Raw genomic sequence first — 18,901 nt, forward strand, 5'->3', positions numbered from 1 at the left:
AGAACGAGCTGTTCTTCCGTCCCAACACCATGATGCTCTTCGGCGACGCCAAGAAGGTCACCGAAGAGGTCGTGAAGTCGATGGAGTGACCCGCGCCGTCACGGCCGTGGGGTAGGATGGACCCCCGGGGCAGGCTCGCCCCGGGGGTTCTTTTTTGCCCCGACAAGAAACGGAGAGAGGACGCCATGCCCGCCTACATCATCGCCGACGTGAACGTGACGAATCCCGAAGCCTATGAGAATTACAAGAAGCTGACGCCGAACGCGGTCGCCAGGAACGGCGGACGCTTCATCGCCCGCGGCGGACAGGCGGAGGAACTGGAAGGCGGCTGGCAGCCCAACCGCGTGGTCATCCTGGAATTCCCGGATTACGCCGCCGCCAAGGCCTTCTACGACAGCCCCGAGTACCGCGAAGCGCGCGAGGCGCGGAAGGGCGCCGCCGATTTCCGGATGATCGTGGTGGACGGCGCCTGAACGCCAATCCTGAAAACGGAAAAGCCGTGCGGTGGCGCACGGCTTTTATTTTGAGAGGATCGGTCCCCTTTACGCCTTCTTCACACCGAAGCAGTGTTCCGGACCGGGGAAGCTGCGGGCCTTCACCTCGGCGGCGTAGGCCGCGGCGGCCTCGCCGATGGTGGCGCCGAGCTGGGCGTAGCGCTTCACGAACCTGGGCTGGAACTCGCCGAACAGGCCGAACATGTCGTCGGACACCAGAACCTGCCCGTCGCAGGCGGGGGAGGCGCCGATGCCGATGGTGGGGACGGCCACGTCCTCGGTGATCTGGCGGGCGAGCGACTCCATCGTGCCCTCCACGACCAGGGAGAAGGCGCCGGCTTCGGCGATGGCGCGGGCGTCGGCGCGGATGCGCTCCGCCGCCTCCGGGTCGCGGCCAACCGCCTTGTAGCCGCCCAGCGCGTTGACCGACTGCGGCAGCAGGCCGACATGGCCCATCACCGGCACGCCGCGCGTGGTCAGGTAGGCGACCGTCTCGGCCATCTCCAGCCCGCCTTCCAGCTTCACCGCCTGGGCGCCGCTCTCCGCCATGACGCGGGCGGCGTTGCGGAAGGCCACCTGCGGGCTTTCCTGATAGCTGCCGAAGGGAAGGTCCACCACCACGCAGGCGTGGCGCGAGCCGCGCACCACGGCGCCGCCGTGGGCGATCATCATGTCCAGCGTGACCGGAAGCGTGCTGTCGAAGCCGTAGACCACCATGCCCAGCGAGTCGCCGACCAGCAGCAGGTCCACATGCGGGTCCAGCAGCCGGGCGACCGGGGTGGTGTAGGCGGTCAGGCAGACGATCGGCTCGCCGCCCTTGCGTGCGCGCAGCGCCGGCACGGAGACGCGCGGAATGTCCTTGGATGCGCTCATTGGCGACCCTCCCCTTGATCTTTTTTACAGGGATCTTTTTTCAGGCATTCTTTGTGCGGTGAAGCATACCGCAGATGCACCAAAACCGCCCACGCGCAGACGCGGGGCGGCAGGTGCAGGACACAAGAGGGGCAAGCGCGCGAACGCGCATGGATGCCCGGCGCACCGAGGCGCGCCTGTCAATCCGGCGCGAAACGCGCCCGGAAATTAATAGCCCTCGCGCTCCATACGCTTGCGGAGCAGCTTGCGGGTGCGACGCACCGCCTCAGCCTTCTCACGCGCGCGCTTCTCCGAGGGCTTCTCGTAGTTCCGGCGCAGCTTCATTTCCCGGAAAATGCCCTCGCGCTGCATCTTCTTCTTCAGCGCGCGGAGGGCCTGATCGACGTTGTTGTCTCGGACCAGAACTTGCACGTTAACCGTCACCCTTTCAAGTGAGCCGAGTTGCTGTGAAGCAACAAACAGGCATGCAATAGGCATGCGCTTTCGGGCGCACCCCTTGTGTGGACCTTTATGTAGCACGGACGAGGCCGTCTGTGAAGCGGAGTCTTTCCATCATGAAAAGCCCGAAGCGGGAAGGCGTGGGCGAAACGGTTGCCCGGCGGGCCGCGGCTCCCAGATAATAGGGCATGGCCTTGTTGAAAATCGCCCGCATGGGGCATCCGGTGCTGCGCAAGGTCGCGGCCCCCGTGCCCGACCCCACCGCCCCGGACATCCGGCGGCTGGCCGCCGACATGATCGACACCATGCTGGACGCGCCCGGAGTCGGGCTGGCGGCCCCGCAGGTCCACGAATCGCTGCGGATGATCGTGTTCCGCGTGCCCGGCGAGCGGTCCGGCAGCGAATCGGTGGAACCCACGGTGCTCGTCAACCCGGTCATCGAACCGTTGGGCGACGCCGTGCTGCCGGGGCTGGAGGGTTGCCTGTCGATTCCCGACCTGCGCGGCATCGTTCCGCGATTCGCGCGAATCCGCTACCGCGGCGTCGGGCTGGACGGCGAACCCATCGAGCGGGAGGCGTCGGGATTCCACGCCCGCGTGATCCAGCACGAGTGCGATCACCTGGACGGCGTGCTTTACATCGACCGGATGACCGATCTGCGCTATCTGGCGTTCACCGACGAAGCGCATCATGTGGCCGAGGCGCTGGTCAGGCTGGATTCGGGCCGGGAAGAGGGGAGAGACTGACATGGATGCTGCCCTGGACATGGACGTGGTGCGGGACGACATCCTGCTGTCCACGCTGCCCAACATCGTGTTCGACGGCTGGAGCCTCCAGGCTCTGCGGGACGGCGCGCAGATGACCGGCTATGACGCCGCGACCATGCACCGCGCCTTTCCCGGCGGCGTGCCGGAACTGGTGGAGCATTTCGGCGCCTGGACCGACCGCCGCATGCTGGCCGAACTGGACAAGCATCCCCTGGACGAGATGAAGGTGCGCGAGAAGATCGCGCTGGCCATCCGCAGCCATTTCGAGGTGCTGGAGCCACATATGGAGGCCAAGCGCCGGCTGCTCGCCCATCTCGCCATGCCGCAGAATCTCGGCATGGGGCTGAGCATGCTGTACCGCACGGTGGACGCCATGTGGTTCGCGGCGGGCGACACCGCCACCGACTTCAACCACTACACCAAGCGGGCCACGCTGGCGGCGGTTCTCAGCTCCGCCACCTTCTACTGGCTCGACGACCGGTCGGAAGGCCATGCGGAAACCTGGGCCTTCGTGGACCGCCGCCTGAACGACGTGATGAGCATGGGCAAGGCGATGTCCGCCATGGGGCGCGCCGGGCGCCTGCTGAGCCACCTGCCCAGCCCCGCGCGCTTCGCCCGCCAGATCCGCCAGCGCGCCGGCAGCGCGCCGGCGGAGAACGCCTCCACCCATATGGCGGAGAATATTTGAGTCTAAAGCGAACGGACGTTCGCTTTAGACTCATTCCGCTTTAGGTTTTCGCCTTCCTGCGGACCGGCTTCCTGGCGGCGGCGACGCGGATCGCCGCCGCCAGGGCCGGGCGCGCCCAGAGCATCAGCTCGTCCGGGTCGTCCAGCGCCGAGTCGGGTGGCGGGAAGTAGGGCATGACCGTCGGCTTGTCGTCGAGGGGCTTGAAGGGGCGCAGGCCCAGCGCCTCGTAATCGGGTCGGTTGCCATCGTCCGTCCTGAAATACAGGACGTCGTGGGCGACGAGCGCGAAGACGATGCCGTCGCAATACAGGGCGTAGCCGCCGAACATGCGGCGTGCCGACACGATGCCCAGCGGGGCCAGCGACTCGCACAGGAAACGGACGAGTTCGCTGACCGGCGCCAGGGCCATGGGGCTTATTTCTTGCGGAAGGCGTCGAGCGCCACGACCTCGCCGCGCTTCGGCTCTTCGCCGGATCGGTCCGGATCGGCCTTGGCCGAATCGGATTTCGCGAGCTTCGCGACCGCCGGCTTCGCCCCGTCCTTGCCGTCCGCAGCCTTCTTCTCCGGCGCGTCGCGCGCCGGTATGGTGGCGACCTCCGCCGATTCGGCGGGCTCCACGGGCTGGAACTGGAGGGCGAAATTCTCCGACGGATCGGCGAAGGTGGTGATGGCGGCGTAGGGGATAACCAGCCGCTCATGCACGTTGTTGAAGCTCAGCGTCACCTCGAAATGGTCGTCCAGCGCTTCCAGCCCATAGAACTGGTACTGGATGACGATGGTCATTTCGTTGGGATACTGCGACGCCAGATATTCCGGAATGTCGACGCCCGGGTAACCCGTCCGGAAGGTCAGGTAGAAATGATGATCGCCGGGGAGCCCACGGTCCGTCACCTGACGGAGCGCGTCACGGACGACGCCACGCAAGGCGGCCTCGACCATGCGGTCATAACGCAACTGCTCTCTCGGCATTCTTGGGCGGGTCCTTAACGCCAGACGGGTAAGTGTGGGCCTTCTGTTGCTAGGCGGCCCACGGCCCCACCCTCAGGTGCTACCCATCGGGGATTGATTTCGGTCAGTTACCGCGGTTAGGCGGCAACGGCGACCGGAGCAACGTTGTCGTTGGCAACTATTGCAATGGCCCGATAACGGCGGAACCATGCCGAGCGAAGACCATGCCTTTACCACGCGTGTCGATCCTATTTCGCCCCCAACGAACCCGCTCCCAACGGCAACGCCCGAGAGACCGGTGGTTTGTTTGGTGGAGGCGCCGGGTACCGCCCCCGGGTCCACAACGCTTATTCCGCAAGGCGTTTATCGCCATAGTCGGCGGCTGCCGACGCTCCCAATATAAGCCGTTCGTCCGAAGATGGAAAGGGGGTGGCCGCGGAATCTGTCGAACGGGCGCCGCGCCGCATCCCGGCACCCGTTTTGGGCTCCGGCTTTCAGGGTGACGGGACTTTCGCGGGGACGTAGAGTGCCGGTCCCCCCAAGCCGCCATCACACCCCGCAGGAGCAACCGCCATGACGCCGCCCCCGGTGACGCCACACGAGGCCGACGGCCTTCACCGCCAAGGTCTCGTCGCCGCGCAGGCCGGGCGGTTCGACGAGGCGCTGGACCTGATCGGACGGGCCATCGCCGCCTATCCCACGGTCCCCGTCTGGTGGGCCAATTACGGGCTGGTGATGGAAAGCCTGGGCGACGTCGCCGGGGCGGCCAACGCCTATGCCGGGGCGCTGAACCTCGACCCGTCGCTGGACATGGCGATGGACGGGCTGCTCACCATGGCGGAGGCGGTGCGCCGGGCCGGCGATTCCGCCCGTGCGGAGGCCTTTTTCCGCCGCGCCATCGCGCTGAACCCCAAGACGCTGGCCGCCGTCGCCAATCTGGGCGTGCTGCTGCGCGCCCAGGCCCGGCGGGCAGAGGCGGTGGTGCTGTACCGGCGCGCCGGACGGCTCGACCCGGCCAACTGGGTGCACCCTTACAACCTCGGCAACGCGCTGGCCGAGATGAACCGGCTGAGCGAGGCCGACGACGCCTACAAAGCCGCCCTCGCGCTTGCGCCGGGCCGCGCGGAGGTGCGGGCCAACCGCGCCACGCGCGTGCTCGCCATGCAGGGCCGGGCGGAGGAGGCCCTGGCGGAGATCGGGGATGTGGCGGCGCAGCACCCGACCGTCGATTCGCTGCACGCCTCGCGCCTCTATCTGATGCAGTTCGCGCCGGGGCTGGCCATGCCGGCCGTCGCCCAGGCGCACGCCGACTGGGGCGTCCGCCACCCGGACCGCCCGGCGCCCGCGGTGGCCGCTCCGGCGCCGAAGATGCGCATCGGCTATGTCTCGCCGGACTTCCGCGCGCATCCCGTGGGCTTCTTCCTGGAGCCGGTGCTGGCGAACCACGACCGCGCCGCCTTCGAGACCGTGTGCTACGCCAACACCGCCAACCCCGATTGGAAGACGGAGCGGCTGATGGCCCACGCCGACCATTGGGTCTGGACCACGGGCATGGACGACGAGGCGCTGGCCCAGCGCATCCAGGCGGACGGCATCCACATCCTGGTCGATCTGGCGGGGCACACCTTCGGCAACCGCCTGCCGGTCTTCGCGCGGCGGGCGGCGCCGGTGCAGGCGACCTGGGCGGGCTATGTCGGCACCACCGGCCTGCCGGCCATGGACTATCTCATCTCCGACGCGCGGCAGAGCCCGGCGGGAGCGGACGGCTGGTGCATCGAAGGCATCGTGCGCATGCCCGACGCCTATGTCCCCTGGGCACCGCCCGAGGACGCACCGCCGGTGGCGCCCCTGCCGCTGGCCGCGCGCGGTCACGCCACCTTCGGCTCCTTCAACGCGCTTCCCAAGCTGAACGCGGAGGTCGCGGCGCTGTGGGCGCGCGTGCTGGGGGCCGTGCCCGGCTCCCGTCTGGTGCTGCGCACGCCGGGCTTCGACGACGCGGGCACCGCCGACCGCACCTTGGCCCTGTTCGAACGGGCCGGGCTCGACCCGGCGCGGGTGGACCTGCGGGGCGGGGCGCCGCACCGGGACTTCCTGGCCGGTTACGGCGCGGTGGACGTGGCGCTGGACCCCTTCCCCTATTCCGGCGGCCTGACGACGCTGGAGGCGCTGTGGATGGGCGTGCCGGTGGTGACTCTGGGCGGCGACCGCTTCTGCGCCCGCCATTCGGTGACGCATCTCGCCTCGGCGGGCCTGTCCGATCTGGTGGCGGACGGGCCGGACGCTTACGTCGCCAAGGCGGCGGCCCTGGTGGCCGACCCGGCGGGGCTGGCGGCTCTGCGCGGCGGCCTGCGGGACCGGCTGGCGGCGTCCCCGGCGCTGAACGGCGTGCGCTTCACCCGCGCTCTGGAGGCGGCCTTCGGGGTGATGTGGCAGCGCTTCCAGGCCGGGCAGGGGCGGGCGAGCTTCTCCCTGAGTTTCGACTGAACCTGGGTTCCGACCGAAGAGGATCAGGCGCGCTCCGACCCCGGCGCGCCGGTGCTCCACAGCAGGCCCAGAACCACGCCCTTGCAGCGCGGCAGCAGCAGCCACGTCAGCAGAAGCGTCAGCGCCGGCCAGATGGCGAGATGCACCCACGTTGCGGGCTCATAGCTCTGCTCGACCGACAGCAGCGCCGGGATGACGATGTGGCCGACGATCAGGATCGTCATCCAGGGCGGGGCGTCGTCGGCGCGGAGATGGCCGAACGCCTCGCCGCAATGGGCGCAGTGGTCCACCGGCTTCAGGTAGTTCCTCAAAAGCCGCCCGCGTCCGCAGGCCGGGCAGTTGCCCATCAGCCCGCGCAGCGCCGCCGTCGTCTTCGACCGCGTGCCGTCCTGAGTGCCGTCTTCCGCCGCCCTGTTCTCCGCCGTCATCACCGTCCCTCTGCGTTCCGCTCCCCGAAGGGCGTCATATGGGAAGGGAGCGACCGATCGTCACGCCGTTCCGGTTTCCGCGGGCCGGGATTGCACCGCGCGCAGGGCCTCCACACGGCGGGCGATGTTCTCCAGCCGCATCTGAAGCTCATGGGCGCACAGGGCGTGCGCGGCGGCGCGGGCCTCCGCCGCGATGTCGGCGACGGCGGCCTCAAGCTCGCGGATTCGGGTGTCGCGCGGATCTTCGCTCATCGATTCCTGCTCCGGCAGTTGACGGACCGGCCCCTGGGCGTCTACGGGATGCACAAACCCACTCCGGGAGCCTGGAGCCATGACGATCACCCGCCTGTTTCTCGCCGCCGCCGCCGTCGCCGCGCTGTCCAGCACCGCCGCGTTCGCGCAGACCAAGACCGTCGCCATCACCGCCATCGTCGAGCATCCGGCGCTGGACGCCACCCGCGACGGCGTGGTCGAGGCGCTGAAGGCCGCGGGTTTCACGCCGGGTGAGACCCTTAAGGTCGAGTATCAGAGCGCCCAGGGCAACCCCGCCACCGCGGCGCAGATCGCGCGCCAGTTCGTGGGCGCCCGTCCGGACGTGATCGTTCCGATCTCCACCCCTTCCGCCCAGGCGGTGGTGGCATCCACCCGCGACATCCCGGTGGTCTTCACCGCCGTGACCGACCCGGTCGGCGCGCAGCTCGTCAAGAGCCTGGAGAAGCCGGGCGCCAACGTCACCGGCGTGTCGGACATGGCCCCGGTGGCCGAGCATGTGGCGCTGATCCGCGAGATCGTCCCTTCGGTGAAGCGTCTGGGCGTCCTCTACAACCCCGGTGAGCCGAACTCCGTCTCGCTGGTGAAGGCGCTGAAGGACGAGGCGCAGAAGGCCGGGCTGACGGTGGTCGAGGCGACCGCCACCAAGTCCGCGGACGCCCAGCCCGCCGCCCGCAGCCTCGTCGGCAAGGTGGAGGCGGTTTACGTCCCGCTCGACAACACGGTCGTCTCGGCGCTGGAGAGCGTGGTGGCGGTGGGCCAGCAGGCCAAGCTGCCGGTCTTCTCGGCCGACACCGACAGCGTGGCGCGCGGCGCCGTGGCCTCCATCGGCTTCGACTACCGCCAGGTGGGCCACCAGACCGGCGAGGTGGTCGCCCGCATCCTGAAGGGAGAGAAGCCGGGCGATGTTCCGGTGACCTTCGCCAAGGGCTCCGACCTGTTCGTGAATCCCAAATCCGCCGCGGCGATGGGCGTGACCATCCCCGAGGCGGTGACCAAGCGCGCGGCCAAGGTGGTCGGGCAGTAAGTTGTTTCGTTGAGGGGGACGTTCAGGCGCTGGGCCCCCCTCCCGGCCTCCCCCCACTTCGCGGGGGGGGGGGAGAAAAGCCCTCCCCTGCGAAGCGGGGGAGGGTTGGGTGGGGGCCTGCGCGACACTCCCCAAGGACCAAGCATGAGTGAAATAGCCTTCTTCGGGGCCGTCGAGATCGGGCTGGTGTACGCCCTGGTCGCCCTCGGCGTGTACCTGTCCTTCCGGGTGCTCGATTTCCCGGACCTGACGGTGGACGGCAGCTTCCCGCTGGGTGCGGCGGTCTGCGCCACGCTGCTGGTCGCCGGGGTCAACCCGTGGATCGCCAGCCTCGTTGCAGCGCTGGCCGGTTCGCTGGCCGGGCTGGTGACGGCGACGCTGAACGTCCGCTTCAAGATCCTGCACCTGCTGGCCAGCATCCTGACCATGATCGCGCTGTTCTCGGTGAACCTGCGCGTGATGGGGCGCCCGAACGTGGCGCTGCTGATGCAGGACACGGTGCTGACGCCCTTCTACGGGCTGGGGCTGGCGGACCATGTGGTGCGCCCGCTGGTCGTGCTGGTCGTCGTCGTCGCGGTCGTTCTGCTGCTGGCCCGCTTCCTGAACAGCGAGTTCGGCCTCGCCATGCGGGCGACCGGCGTCAACGCGCGGATGGCCCGCGCGCAGGGCGTGGAGACGGATTTCCACACCTACACCGGCATGGCCCTGTCGAACGGGCTGTGCGCCCTGGCCGGCGCGCTGTTCGCCCAGACCAACGGATTCGCCGACGTGACCACCGGCATCGGCACCATCGTGGTCGGTCTGGCCGCGGTGATCGTCGGCGAGACGGTGCTGCCGGCCCGCGCGATGCTGTGGGCGCTGGTCGGTTGCGTCGTCGGCTCCATCCTCTACCGCCTCGCGGTGCAGGTGGCGCTGTCGGCGGACGCCATCGGGCTCCAGGCGTCCGACCTCAACCTCGTCACCGCCGTCCTGGTCGCGGTGGCGCTGATCCTGCCGCGGATGCGGCTCAAGGCCGCGTCGAAGAAGAGGGAGGCCGCCCGATGATCACGGTCAACGGCATCCACGTCACCTTCGGGCGCGGCACCCCGCTGGAAAAGCACGCCCTGCGCGGCGTCGATCTGACGATCCCGGAAGGGCAGTTCGTTACGGTCATCGGCTCCAACGGCGCCGGCAAGTCCACCTTCCTGGGCGCGCTGGCCGGCGACGTGATCGCAGAGACGGGCAGCATCGCCATCGACGGGGTGGACGTCACCCGCTGGGCGACTCCGAAGCGCGCCTCGCTGGTCGCCCGCGTCTTCCAGGACCCGATGGTCGGAAGCTGCACCGCGCTCACCATCGAGGAGAACATGGCGCTGGCCGCCGCCCGCGGGCGGCGCCGCGGCCTGGGCTTCGCCCTGCGCGGCGACCGCCGCCGCCATTTCCGCGACCGCATCGCGGAGCTGGGGCTGGGGCTGGAGAACCGGCTGCACGACCGCATGGGCCTGCTGTCCGGCGGGCAGCGGCAGGCGGTCAGCCTGCTGATGGCGACGCTGGCGGGGTCGAAGATCCTGCTGCTGGACGAGCACACGGCGGCGCTCGACCCCGGAACGGCGGAGTTCGTGCTGGGTCTGACCCGCCGCATCGTCGAGGAGAACCGGCTGACCACGCTGATGGTCACCCACTCCATGCGGCAGGCGCTGGATTACGGTGACCGCACGGTGATGCTGCACGAGGGGCGGATCGTTCTGGACGTGTCCGGGGAGCAGCGCGCCGGGCTGGACGTGCCGCATCTGCTGGCGCTGTTCGCCAAGCAGCGCGGCGGCGAGGACATCACCGACGACAGCCTGCTGATCGGCTGAGCCGCATCAGACGGTCTTGCGGTCCCGGTCCTCCTCCCGCTCCTCGCGGTCGGCTTCGAACAGGGCCTGAAGTTCGGCGGCGGCTTGGCGGGAGGTCTGGATCAGGCGGTTCTCGTCGTGGTGGACGGCGTGCTGCCGGATCAGCGTGCGCTCGTCATGCTGCCGGAAGGTGTCCAGCGTGTGCCGCGTCTCCTCCGGTGGCAGGCCCAGCGATTCCAGCACGCCGCCGGTCAGCCGCAGGCTGGAATCGTAGGTCTCGCGCACGAAATGGGTGACGCCGCGGTCCATCAGAAAATGGGCGTGGCGGCGGTTGCGGGCGCGGGCGTGGATGACGAGCTGCGGGAAATGGCGCTTCGCCAGCTCCACCACGCGCAGCGACTGCTCCACGTCCTCCAGAGCCACCACCAGGACCTTGGCCTTGTCGGCCCCGGCGGCGCGCAGCAGGTCGAGCCGCGACGGGTCGCCGTAATAGACCTTGTTGCCGAAGCGGCGCACGAAATCGACCTGGGCGGCGCTCTGCTCCAGCGCGGTGAAGGGGATGCCGCGCAGCCTCAGGACGCGCCCGACGATCTGGCCGACCCGCCCGAAGCCGCAGATGATGACCGGGGGTTCGCCGTCCGGCGCGATGCTGTCGAAGGGGCGGGCGGGCTTCACGATCAGGCGCGGCGCCAGCCAGCGCTCCTCCGCCGCGAAGACGAAGGGGGTGGCGATCATCGACAGCGTGACCACCAGCATGGCCGCCGCCGCGTGCTCCCCGGTCATCGCCCCGACGCCGACGGCCAGCCCGAACAGCACGAATCCGAACTCGCCCCCCTGGCTCAGCACCGTGGACAGCCGCGCCGACCCGCCGGGACGCAGGCCGGACAGGCGGGCCAGCCCGAACAGCGCCGCCGCCTTCAGCGCCATCAGCCCCAGCGCCAGCGACAGGTAGCGCAGCGGCTCCACCATCAGCGCCGCCACGTCGGCCCCCATGCCGACCGACACGAAGAACAGGCCGAGCAGCAGCCCCTCGAATGGCGCGATGTCCGCCTGCACCTCGTGCCGGTACTCCGAATCGGACAGCAGAACCCCGGCCATGAAGGCGCCGAGCGACATCGACAGGCCCGCCCAGGCGGCGAAAATCGCGGTGCCCAGCACGATCAGCAGGGCGGTGGCGGTGAAGATCTCCGGCGTTCGGGCGCCGTCCACGGCACGCAGCACCGGGCGCAGCAGGTAGCGTCCGCCGGCCAGGATCGCCGCCACCGCGGCTGCGGCCTTCAGCACGGCCAGCCACGCCGTCCCGGCGTCCGGCACCTCCCCGGCGCCGTGGCCGAGCAGGGGCAGCAGCGCCACCGCGGGGATGATGGCAAGGTCCTGGAACAGCAGGATGGAAAAGGCGCTGCGCCCGGCGTTGGTGGTCAGCAACTCCCGCTCCGCCAGCATGGGAAGCACCATGGCGGTGGAGGACAGGGACAGGCCGAAGCCGGCGACCGCCGCCGCGGCGGGAGAAAAGCCCAGCAGGACGGCGGCGGCCCCGATCAGGCAGGCGGTCACCGCGACCTGTGCGCCGCCGAGCCCGAGCACCGACCGGCGCATCACCCACAGGCGGGCGGGGCGCAGTTCCAGCCCGATCAGGAACAGCAGCATGATGACGCCGAGTTCCGAGACGTGCCGGATCGCCTCCACGTCGGTCACCAGACCGAGTCCGCCCGGCCCGATGATCAGCCCCGCGGCGAGATAGCCGAGCGGCCCGCCGAAGCCGAATCGCTTGGCCACCGGAACCGCGAGGACCACGGCGGCCAGCAGCACCACCAACGTCACGAAATCCGGCATCGGCCCCGTCCCCGCTGTGTCGAGGGACGGAATATGGGAGGTGTGGGGGCGCTTGCCCCGTCAAAGTACCGCCCCACCCTTCCCTCCCCCGCTGTCGCAGGGGAGGGAAGGGTGGGGGCAAGTGCGCCCTTACGACACCACGATCCGCGGAGCGGCGCGCGCCGGTCCCTGCTCGCCGGCGATCTTCTCCCACACCCGCTTGGCGATCCCGCGATACGCCTTCGCGTGCTCCGAGTCGGGCTGCGACACCACGATGGGCTGGCCCTGGTCGGAGGTTTCGCGGATGTCGAGGTGCAGCGGAATCTCGCCGAGGAACTCCATGCCCAGGTCCGCGGCTTCCTTGCGGGCGCCGCCGTGGCTGAAGATGTCGGTGCGGTGGCCGCAGTTGGGGCAACAGAAGTAACTCATGTTCTCGATGATGCCGAGGACGGGCACGTCCACCCGGCGGAACATGTTCAGCCCCTTGCGGGCGTCCAGCAGGGCGATGTCCTGCGGGGTGGAGACGATGATGGCCCCGGCCAGCGGCACCTGCTGCGCCATGGTGAGCTGGGCGTCGCCGGTGCCCGGCGGCATGTCCACCACCAGCACGTCCAGAGTGCCCCAGTTCACGTCGCGCAGCATCTGCTGGAGCGCGCTCATCACCATCGGGCCGCGCCAGATCATCGGCGTGTCCTCGGCGACCAGGAAGCCCATCGACATCACCTTGATGCCGTAATTCTCCATCGGCTCCAGGATGCGGCCGTCGTGGCTGGTCGGGCGGCCCGAGATGCCCAGCATGCGCGGCATGGACGGACCGTAGATGTCGGCGTCGAGAAGCCCGACCTTCAGCCCGTTCGCCGCCATGGCGAGCGCCAGGTTGCTGGCCGTTGTGGACTTGCCGACACCGCCCTTGCCCGACGCGACGGCGACGATGGCCTTCACGCCCGGCACCAGCGGCTTCTGCTCCGCCGGCTGCCCGTGGGAGTGGCCGTGGGAGTGGCCGTGACCGCCATGGGAGTGCCCGTGGGCCTGCTGCGGGGCGGGGCCCTGGCCGGCGGCGCGGTGCGCCGTCAGGACCGCGGTGACCGACAGGACGCCCGGCAGGGCCTCCACCGCCTTCTCGGCGGCGTGGCGCACCGGCTCGGCCTGGGCGCCGCGCTTGGGGTCCACTTCGATCGAAAAGGCGACGTTGCCGCCGCGCACGACGAGTCCGGACAGCATGCCGAGGCTGACGATGTCCTTGCCCCGTTCCGGATCGACAACCGTCCTCAGAACTTCAAGGACTTGAGCTTCGCTGACCTGCGCCATGGTTGAAAACTCCGCTTCCTTCCCGATATTGGCGGATATCCGTCGGTAAAATCCTTCCCCGAAGGGACAGGCACTATAGGGCCGGCGGACAATAATGGTAAAGGGATCGGACGGTCCGGAAACGATTTGCCGTCTGGAAATTCCGTCCCAAGAATTGTGAGAGCGCGAAGGGGAACGAACGGAATGCCGTGGAGCAATCAGGGAGGGGGTGGCGGTGGCGGCCCCTGGGGTCCTCCGCCGGGCGGTGGCGGCGGTCAGAATCCGTGGGGCCGTCCGCCGGGTGGCGGCGGTGGCGGCGGTGGCGGCGGGGGCGGGCCGCAGCCGCCGGACCTTGAGGATCTGCTGCGCCGCGGCCAGGACCGCCTGAAGAAGGTCATGCCCGGCGGTGTCGGCAGCGGACGGGGCGTGGCCCTGGTCATCGGCATCCTGGCCGCGGTCTGGCTGGCCAGCGGCATCTACCGCGTCGAGGCGGACGAGCAGGGCGTCGTCCTGCGCTTCGGCCAGTGGGTGCGCACCGAACAGCCCGGCCTGCGCTACCACCTGCCGTCGCCCATCGAGACGGTGCTGATGCCCAAGGTGACGCGCGTCAACCGGATCGAGGTGGGCTACCGCTCCGCCGGCGACGGGCGCCGCGGCGACCGCGACGTTCCCGACGAATCGCTGATGCTGACCGGCGACGAGAACATCATCGACATCGACTTCACCGTCTTCTGGGTCATCAAGGACGCGGGGCAGTACCTGTTCAAGATCCGCGACCCCGAAGCCACCGTGAAGAAGGCGGCGGAAAGCGCGATGCGCGAGGTGATCGGCCGCACCGACCTGCAGCCGGCCCTGACCGAGGCCCGCCAGCAGACCGAAACCTCCACCCGCCAGCTCCTGCAGGCCATGCTGGACGACTACGAGGCGGGCATCGAGGTGACGCAGGTGCAGTTGCAGAAGGCCGACCCGCCGGCCCCCGTCATCGACGCCTTCAACGACGTGCAGCGCGCCCGCGCCGACCGCGAACGCGCCCGCAACGAGGCGGAAGCCTACCGGAACGACGTGATCCCGCGCGCCCGAGGCGATGCGGAGCGGCTGATCCAGGAAGCCTCGGCCTACCGCGAGCAGGTCGTGAACCTGGCCCAGGGCGACGCCGACCGCTTCCGCAAGGTCTACGACGCCTATTCCGCGGCCAAGGACGTGACGGCCAAGCGCATGTATCTGGAGACCATGGAAGAAATCCTGCGCGGCGCCAACAAGGTCATCATCGACGGCAACGCGCAGGGCGCCCAGGGCGTGGTCCCCTATCTGCCGCTCAACCAGCTTCAGCCGGCTCCGGCGGCGGCGCGGCCTGCCGGCCAGCCGCAGCAGCCGGCCCGCTGAGGAGGGATGCCATGAACCGCAGTCTGTTGGTGGCCGGCATCGGCATCCTCGTGGCGGGCGTTCTCGCCTCGGCCTCGCTGTTCACGGTGAACGAAGCGCAGCAGGCGCTCGTCCTCCAGTTCGGCGAACCGGTGCGCGTCCTCCGCGATCCCGGCCTCAAGGCCAAGATCCCCTTCATCCAGGAAGTCCGCATCCTCGACCGCCGCGTGCTCGACCTCGACCCGCCGGTGGAGCAGGTCATCCTGGCCGACCAGAAGCGCCTGGACGTGGACGCCTTCGCGCGCTACCGCATCCTGGACCCGCTGCGCTTCTACCAGACCGCCGGCAACGAGGCGGTGGCCGAGACGCGCATGAACGCCATCGTGAACTCGGCGCTGCGCCGCGTTCTCGGCAGCGTGACCCTGCTCGCCATCCTGTCGGACGAGCGTCCGCGCGTGATGAACGACATCCGCGGCCAGGTGAACGACGAGGCCAAGCGCTTCGGCATCGAGATCGTCGACGTCCGCATCCGCCGCGCCGATCTGCCGGAGGAGACCAGCCAGTCGATCTTCGCCCGCATGCGGTCGGAGCGTGAGCGCGAAGCCGCCGAGGCCCGCGCCCAGGGTCAGGAGCAGTCGCAGCAGATCCGCGCCCGCGCGGACCGCGAGCGCACCGTCATCCTGGCCGAAGCGCAGCGCGATTCGCAGATCCTGCGCGGTGAAGGCGACAACCAGGCGCTGAAGATGATCGCCGAGGCGACCTCGCAGGACCCGCAGTTCTACAGCTTCTACCGGACGCTGGAAGCCTACCGGAAGTCGCTGAACAAGGACGACACCACCATGGTGCTGTCCCCGACCGGCGAGTTCTTCCGCTACTTCGGCGACATCACCGGCGGTGGCAACGGCCAGCCGGCTCCGGCGGCGGGCAGCGCTCCGGCGCCGCAGCGGGCGCCGGCTCCGGCGACGGCCCAGCAGCAGTAAGGCTTCGCGCTCGATTCCCCTTCCCCGTCCCACGGGGAGGGGGGGTGGGGGCTCCGTTCCCCCACCCGAATTTTGTCTTTCTTCCGAATTTCGTCTCCCTGCCCGAAGTGCCGCCCGACCGATGACGGATTTTCTCACCGCGCTGGCCCTGGTCCTGGTGATCGAGGGCGTGCTGTACGCGCTGTTTCCGTCCGCGATGCGGCGGATGATCGTCGAAGCGCTGACCATGCCGGAAAACCGGCTGCGCGCCGCCGGGTTGGCGGCGGCGATGGCCGGGGTCGGATTCGTCTGGCTTCTGCGGGGCGCCTGACGCCCTTTGCCGCGTGCGCGTCGCTGGACCGCGCCGCCATTTTCCGGCCATACTCGGTTTCCTATACTCGCGCGTCCTCCGTTGCGGATCGGCCCCGTGCGCGTTCGCTTGAAGCGGCGCCGCGCGCGGCCTACATCCGGCAAACGGATCGGCGAAGCGCCCCCTCGGACCCGGATTCCCGACGGAATCCGCGGGCCGATCGGAACAGATGGCCGATTGGAACAAGAAGGTGCCGGACATCCGGCAGGGAGAGCTGAGTTGAACCCGAACCACCCCATCCACCGCGCCGATTTTGGCCGCCGGCTGCGCGTCGTGCCGCTGATCGCCGCTCTCCTGTTGGGGCTGTCCGCCGCCGTCGGCACCCCCGCCATGGCCCAGTCGCGCCCGGCGCCGACCAGCTTCGCCGACCTGTCGGAAAAGCTGCTGCCCGCCGTGGTCAACATCTCCACCAGCCAGGCGGTGCCGCAGCGCCAGCAGGGCGCCCGCCCCGAGCTGCCGCAGTTCCCGCCGGGCTCGCCGTTCGAGGAGTTCTTCCGCGACTTCTTCGACCGCCAGCAGCAGGACCAGCCGCAGCAGCCGCGCAAGTCCACCTCGCTCGGCTCCGGCTTCATCATCGACGCCAAGAACGGCTATGTGGTCACCAACAACCACGTCATCCAGGACGCCGACGAGATCACCGTCATCCTGCAGGACGACACCAACATCAAGGCGGAGCTGATCGGCAAGGACCCGAAGACCGACGTCGCCCTGCTGAAGATCAACACGAACCACCCGCTGGTCGCCGTTCCCTTCGGCGATTCGGACGCGATGCGCGTGGGCGACTGGGTGCTGGCCATCGGCAACCCGTTCGGCCTGGGCGGCTCGGTCACCGCCGGCATCATCTCGGCCCGCCAGCGCGACATCAACGCCGGCCCCTACGACGACTTCCTGCAGACCGACGCCTCGATCAACCGCGGCAACTCCGGCGGCCCGATGTTCAACCTGAACGGCGAGGTCATCGGCATCAACACGGCGATCTTCTCGCCGTCGGGCGGCTCGGTCGGCATCGGCTTCGCCATCCCGTCCAACCTCGCCAAGCAGGTGGTGGCGCAGCTCCGCGAATACGGCAAGACCCGCCGCGGCTGGCTGGGCGTGCGCATCCAGGGCGTGACCCCGGAGATCGCCGAGAGCCTGGGGCTTCAGGGCCACAAGGGCGCGCTGGTCGCCTCCGTCACCCCGAACGGCCCGGCAGCCAAGGCCGGCATCCAGGCGGGCGACGTGGTGACCAAGTTCGACGGCAAGGAAATCAACGAGATGCGCCGCCTGCCGCGCGTCGTCGCCGAAACGCCGATCGACAAGGCCGTCCCGATCGAGGTGTGGCGCAAGGGCAAGTCCCAGCAGCTCCAGGTGAAGGTGGGCGAGCTTGAGGCCGCCGAGGAATCCGGCCTTCTCGCCGCCAATCCGGACGAGCAGCGCCGCCAGCCGCAGCAGGCCCCGGCCCAGAAGCCGACCGAGACGCTGGGCCTGAAGCTGACCAACATCACGCCGGAGCTGCGCCAGCAGTTCGAGATCAAGCCCGAGCTGAAGGGCGTGGTGGTGACCGAGGTGGCGGGCAACTCCACCGCATCGGAAAAGGGCATCCGCGCCGGCGACGTCATCATCGAGGTCGGCCAGGAGGAGGTCCGCAAGCCGGAAGACGTGACCTCGAAGATCCAGAAGGCCAAGGAGCAGGGCAAGAAGTCCATCCTGCTTCTGGTGGACCGTCACGGCGACCTGCGCTTCGTCGCCATCCCGCTCAGCCAGGGCTGACCGGGGCGCTGCCGAAACGGAAACGGCACCGGTGGGAAACCGCCGGTGCCGTTTTTTCTTTGTGAGGTTGCGGTGGTGGGCGATCAGCCCTCCACGAACTCCCCGATCCGGTAGCCTTGGGCGAACAGCAGGGCGGTCAGGTCGCCGTGGTCCACGCGGGCGCGGGCCTGGGCGGCCACGGTCGGCTTGGCGTGATAGGCCACACCCAGCCCGGCGGCCAGCAGCATCGGCAGGTCGTTGGCGCCGTCGCCCACGGCCATGGTCTCGACGGTCGGGACATGGCGCTCCCCGGCGTAGGCCAGCAGGGCTTCCAGCTTGCTGTCCTTGTCCAGGATCGGCTCCGTGACCGCGCCGGTCATGACGCCGTTCACCACCTCCAGCACGTTGCCGCGGTCGTCGTCGAAGCCGACCCAGCTCCGCACCCGCTCGGTGAAGCAGCGGAAGCCGCCGGAGACGAGGACGCAGGTGGCGCCGTTGGCGCGCATGGTGGCGACCAGCGTCCGGGCCCCCGGCATCAGGGTGGCGCGCTGCCACACCTCGTCGATGACGCTTTCGTTCAGGCCCTTCAGCAGGGCGACCCGCTCGCGCACCGCGCCCTTGAAGTCGATCTCGCCGTTCATGGCGCGGGCGGTGATCGCGGCGATGTGGTCCTTCAGCCCCACATAGTCGCCCAGCTCGTCCAGCATCTCCTGCTCGATGATGGTCGATTCCATGTCGGCGACCAGCAGGCGCTTCTTCCGGTTGGCCGGCTTCTGGGCGATGACGTCCACGGAAAGGCCGTCCGCTGCGAGACCGGCCAGAGCGCGGCGCACCGCGGCCTCCGCCTGCTCGGGCACCAGCCCTTCCTCGGCGATGTCGCAGGCGCGGCCCGGCGCCAGCCAGTCCGGCTTGCCGGTGTCGGCGCCAAGAGCGGTCAGAGAGGCGCGGGCGGCCTGCACGGCCTGCTCGTCGAGAACGGCGGAGGCGGCGGCGATCAGCGTAACGACAGCGCTCATGGCGGGCGATCCTGGAGAAGCCTTGGGGGAGGGCGCGCGCGCTCCGTACCACAGCCGGGGCACTCCGCCAACCGTTGTAGACAATCCGCGCCGGGGACCCATTCGTCCGCCGCCGCGTTCCGGCTCAAATCAC

General features: G+C 69.4%; 21 protein-coding genes and 1 other RNA gene. 12 read left to right on the plus strand and 10 right to left on the minus strand.

The window, feature by feature from the left end; genetic code table 11:
* Positions 1-89 (plus strand): NAD(P)(+) transhydrogenase (Re/Si-specific) subunit beta (locus QSG27_RS08030; RefSeq protein ID WP_253828409.1); only part of this gene is annotated, 89 nt, incomplete at its 5' end.
* A 96-nt stretch (positions 90-185) separates the two neighbouring features.
* On the plus strand, positions 186-473 hold the full coding sequence (locus QSG27_RS08035; protein WP_306704932.1) for a DUF1330 domain-containing protein: 288 nt from the start codon (positions 186-188) through the stop codon (positions 471-473).
* Positions 474-542: 69 nt separating this feature from the next.
* Here QSG27_RS08035 and panB read toward each other — a convergent pair whose 3' ends face one another.
* Both panB and rpsU read right to left on the minus strand, forming a co-directional pair.
* Complete coding sequence (gene panB, locus QSG27_RS08040; protein WP_306704934.1) at positions 543-1,367, minus strand: 3-methyl-2-oxobutanoate hydroxymethyltransferase; 825 nt, start codon at positions 1,365-1,367, stop codon at positions 543-545.
* 207 nt (positions 1,368-1,574) lie between these two features.
* The gene (gene rpsU / locus QSG27_RS08045) at positions 1,575-1,778 is read right to left on the minus strand and encodes a 30S ribosomal protein S21 (RefSeq protein WP_012974546.1); all 204 of its coding nucleotides are present in this window, start codon (positions 1,776-1,778) and stop codon (positions 1,575-1,577) included.
* A gap of 215 nt (positions 1,779-1,993) precedes the next feature.
* Here rpsU and def point away from each other — a divergent pair, with 215 nt between their 5' ends.
* Together def and QSG27_RS08055 are read left to right on the plus strand one after the other, a co-directional pair.
* On the plus strand, positions 1,994-2,551 hold the full coding sequence (def, locus tag QSG27_RS08050; protein ID WP_306704944.1) for a peptide deformylase: 558 nt from the start codon (positions 1,994-1,996) through the stop codon (positions 2,549-2,551).
* Between the two features lies 1 nt (position 2,552).
* Positions 2,553-3,260, plus strand: a complete 708-nt coding sequence (locus QSG27_RS08055) for a COQ9 family protein (RefSeq protein ID WP_306704946.1) — start codon at positions 2,553-2,555, stop codon at positions 3,258-3,260.
* 40 nt (positions 3,261-3,300) lie between these two features.
* On the opposite strand, the gene QSG27_RS08060 is transcribed toward QSG27_RS08055, so the two are convergent.
* From QSG27_RS08060 to ssrA, 3 genes are all read right to left on the minus strand, one after another.
* Positions 3,301-3,669 (minus strand): TfoX/Sxy family protein, encoded by a 369-nt coding sequence (locus QSG27_RS08060; RefSeq protein WP_306704947.1) that lies wholly within the window; start codon positions 3,667-3,669, stop codon positions 3,301-3,303.
* A 5-nt stretch (positions 3,670-3,674) separates the two neighbouring features.
* Positions 3,675-4,229, minus strand: coding sequence for an SspB family protein (locus QSG27_RS08065; RefSeq protein ID WP_407653187.1), 555 nt, complete (start codon positions 4,227-4,229; stop codon positions 3,675-3,677).
* 31 nt (positions 4,230-4,260) lie between these two features.
* Positions 4,261-4,637: a transfer-messenger RNA gene (gene ssrA, locus QSG27_RS08070) on the minus strand.
* Positions 4,638-4,781: 144 nt separating this feature from the next.
* On the opposite strand from ssrA, the gene QSG27_RS08075 reads away from it, so the two are divergent.
* Complete coding sequence (locus tag QSG27_RS08075) at positions 4,782-6,692, plus strand: O-linked N-acetylglucosamine transferase, SPINDLY family protein (RefSeq protein WP_306704951.1); 1,911 nt, start codon at positions 4,782-4,784, stop codon at positions 6,690-6,692.
* Positions 6,693-6,715: 23 nt separating this feature from the next.
* Here the strand turns inward: QSG27_RS08075 and QSG27_RS08080 are convergent, their stop codons facing one another.
* A complete protein-coding gene (locus QSG27_RS08080) occupies positions 6,716-7,120 on the minus strand; it encodes a DUF983 domain-containing protein (protein ID WP_306704953.1) in 405 nt (134 codons plus the stop codon).
* 60 nt (positions 7,121-7,180) lie between these two features.
* Complete coding sequence (locus tag QSG27_RS08085; protein ID WP_306704954.1) at positions 7,181-7,372, minus strand: hypothetical protein; 192 nt, start codon at positions 7,370-7,372, stop codon at positions 7,181-7,183.
* Positions 7,373-7,451: 79 nt separating this feature from the next.
* Between QSG27_RS08085 and QSG27_RS08090 the strand changes: the two genes are divergently transcribed.
* The 3 genes from QSG27_RS08090 (at position 7,452) to QSG27_RS08100 (ending at position 10,255) form a co-directional block, all read left to right on the plus strand.
* A complete protein-coding gene (locus tag QSG27_RS08090) occupies positions 7,452-8,417 on the plus strand; it encodes an ABC transporter substrate-binding protein (protein ID WP_306704956.1) in 966 nt (321 codons plus the stop codon).
* Positions 8,418-8,561: 144 nt separating this feature from the next.
* Entirely contained in the window at positions 8,562-9,461 is a 900-nt protein-coding gene (locus tag QSG27_RS08095; RefSeq protein ID WP_306704958.1) for an ABC transporter permease, read from the plus strand.
* Positions 9,458-10,255, plus strand: a complete 798-nt coding sequence (locus QSG27_RS08100) for an ABC transporter ATP-binding protein (RefSeq protein WP_306704960.1) — start codon at positions 9,458-9,460, stop codon at positions 10,253-10,255. The genes QSG27_RS08095 and QSG27_RS08100 overlap by 4 nt, the downstream gene beginning before the upstream one ends.
* Before the next feature lie 6 nt (positions 10,256-10,261).
* On the opposite strand, the gene QSG27_RS08105 is transcribed toward QSG27_RS08100, so the two are convergent.
* Together QSG27_RS08105 and apbC are read right to left on the minus strand one after the other, a co-directional pair.
* Complete coding sequence (locus QSG27_RS08105) at positions 10,262-12,067, minus strand: monovalent cation:proton antiporter-2 (CPA2) family protein (RefSeq protein WP_306704962.1); 1,806 nt, start codon at positions 12,065-12,067, stop codon at positions 10,262-10,264.
* A gap of 129 nt (positions 12,068-12,196) precedes the next feature.
* Entirely contained in the window at positions 12,197-13,354 is a 1,158-nt protein-coding gene (gene apbC, locus QSG27_RS08110; protein ID WP_306704964.1) for an iron-sulfur cluster carrier protein ApbC, read from the minus strand.
* A gap of 183 nt (positions 13,355-13,537) precedes the next feature.
* On the opposite strand from apbC, the gene hflK reads away from it, so the two are divergent.
* The 4 genes from hflK to QSG27_RS08130 all read left to right on the plus strand — a co-directional run bounded on the left by hflK (position 13,538) and on the right by QSG27_RS08130 (position 17,773).
* On the plus strand, positions 13,538-14,716 hold the full coding sequence (gene hflK / locus QSG27_RS08115; RefSeq protein ID WP_306704968.1) for an FtsH protease activity modulator HflK: 1,179 nt from the start codon (positions 13,538-13,540) through the stop codon (positions 14,714-14,716).
* A gap of 11 nt (positions 14,717-14,727) precedes the next feature.
* Entirely contained in the window at positions 14,728-15,675 is a 948-nt protein-coding gene (gene hflC / locus QSG27_RS08120; RefSeq protein WP_306704969.1) for a protease modulator HflC, read from the plus strand.
* Between the two features lie 121 nt (positions 15,676-15,796).
* Entirely contained in the window at positions 15,797-15,985 is a 189-nt protein-coding gene (locus QSG27_RS08125) for a DUF2065 domain-containing protein (protein ID WP_306704970.1), read from the plus strand.
* Between the two features lie 258 nt (positions 15,986-16,243).
* Entirely contained in the window at positions 16,244-17,773 is a 1,530-nt protein-coding gene (locus QSG27_RS08130; protein ID WP_306704972.1) for a DegQ family serine endoprotease, read from the plus strand.
* A gap of 83 nt (positions 17,774-17,856) precedes the next feature.
* Here the strand turns inward: QSG27_RS08130 and serB are convergent, their stop codons facing one another.
* Complete coding sequence (serB, locus tag QSG27_RS08135; RefSeq protein WP_306704974.1) at positions 17,857-18,768, minus strand: phosphoserine phosphatase SerB; 912 nt, start codon at positions 18,766-18,768, stop codon at positions 17,857-17,859.
* Between the last annotated feature and the right edge of the window lie 133 nt (positions 18,769-18,901).

It is taken from the genome of Azospirillum isscasi (assembly GCF_030849505.1).
Taxonomy (GTDB): Bacteria; Pseudomonadota; Alphaproteobacteria; order Azospirillales; family Azospirillaceae; genus Azospirillum; species Azospirillum isscasi.

What these genes read in the sequence shown, in the direction of transcription:
- serB (WP_306704974.1), bottom strand. Translation starts at nt 18,768, where the DNA reads ATGAGCGCTGTCGTTACGCTGATCGCCGCCGCCTCCGCCGTTCTCGAC.
- def (WP_306704944.1), top strand. Translation starts at nt 1,994, where the DNA reads ATGGCCTTGTTGAAAATCGCCCGCATGGGGCATCCGGTGCTGCGCAAG.
- QSG27_RS08065 (WP_407653187.1), bottom strand. Translation starts at nt 4,229, where the DNA reads ATGCCGAGAGAGCAGTTGCGTTATGACCGCATGGTCGAGGCCGCCTTG.
- QSG27_RS08055 (WP_306704946.1), top strand. Translation starts at nt 2,553, where the DNA reads ATGGATGCTGCCCTGGACATGGACGTGGTGCGGGACGACATCCTGCTG.
- QSG27_RS08090 (WP_306704956.1), top strand. Translation starts at nt 7,452, where the DNA reads ATGACGATCACCCGCCTGTTTCTCGCCGCCGCCGCCGTCGCCGCGCTG.
- QSG27_RS08075 (WP_306704951.1), top strand. Translation starts at nt 4,782, where the DNA reads ATGACGCCGCCCCCGGTGACGCCACACGAGGCCGACGGCCTTCACCGC.
- QSG27_RS08080 (WP_306704953.1), bottom strand. Translation starts at nt 7,120, where the DNA reads ATGACGGCGGAGAACAGGGCGGCGGAAGACGGCACTCAGGACGGCACG.
- panB (WP_306704934.1), bottom strand. Translation starts at nt 1,367, where the DNA reads ATGAGCGCATCCAAGGACATTCCGCGCGTCTCCGTGCCGGCGCTGCGC.
- QSG27_RS08095 (WP_306704958.1), top strand. Translation starts at nt 8,562, where the DNA reads ATGAGTGAAATAGCCTTCTTCGGGGCCGTCGAGATCGGGCTGGTGTAC.
- QSG27_RS08125 (WP_306704970.1), top strand. Translation starts at nt 15,797, where the DNA reads ATGACGGATTTTCTCACCGCGCTGGCCCTGGTCCTGGTGATCGAGGGC.
- QSG27_RS08085 (WP_306704954.1), bottom strand. Translation starts at nt 7,372, where the DNA reads ATGAGCGAAGATCCGCGCGACACCCGAATCCGCGAGCTTGAGGCCGCC.
- apbC (WP_306704964.1), bottom strand. Translation starts at nt 13,354, where the DNA reads ATGGCGCAGGTCAGCGAAGCTCAAGTCCTTGAAGTTCTGAGGACGGTT.
- hflK (WP_306704968.1), top strand. Translation starts at nt 13,538, where the DNA reads ATGCCGTGGAGCAATCAGGGAGGGGGTGGCGGTGGCGGCCCCTGGGGT.
- hflC (WP_306704969.1), top strand. Translation starts at nt 14,728, where the DNA reads ATGAACCGCAGTCTGTTGGTGGCCGGCATCGGCATCCTCGTGGCGGGC.
- QSG27_RS08105 (WP_306704962.1), bottom strand. Translation starts at nt 12,067, where the DNA reads ATGCCGGATTTCGTGACGTTGGTGGTGCTGCTGGCCGCCGTGGTCCTC.
- QSG27_RS08060 (WP_306704947.1), bottom strand. Translation starts at nt 3,669, where the DNA reads ATGGCCCTGGCGCCGGTCAGCGAACTCGTCCGTTTCCTGTGCGAGTCG.
- QSG27_RS08100 (WP_306704960.1), top strand. Translation starts at nt 9,458, where the DNA reads ATGATCACGGTCAACGGCATCCACGTCACCTTCGGGCGCGGCACCCCG.
- QSG27_RS08035 (WP_306704932.1), top strand. Translation starts at nt 186, where the DNA reads ATGCCCGCCTACATCATCGCCGACGTGAACGTGACGAATCCCGAAGCC.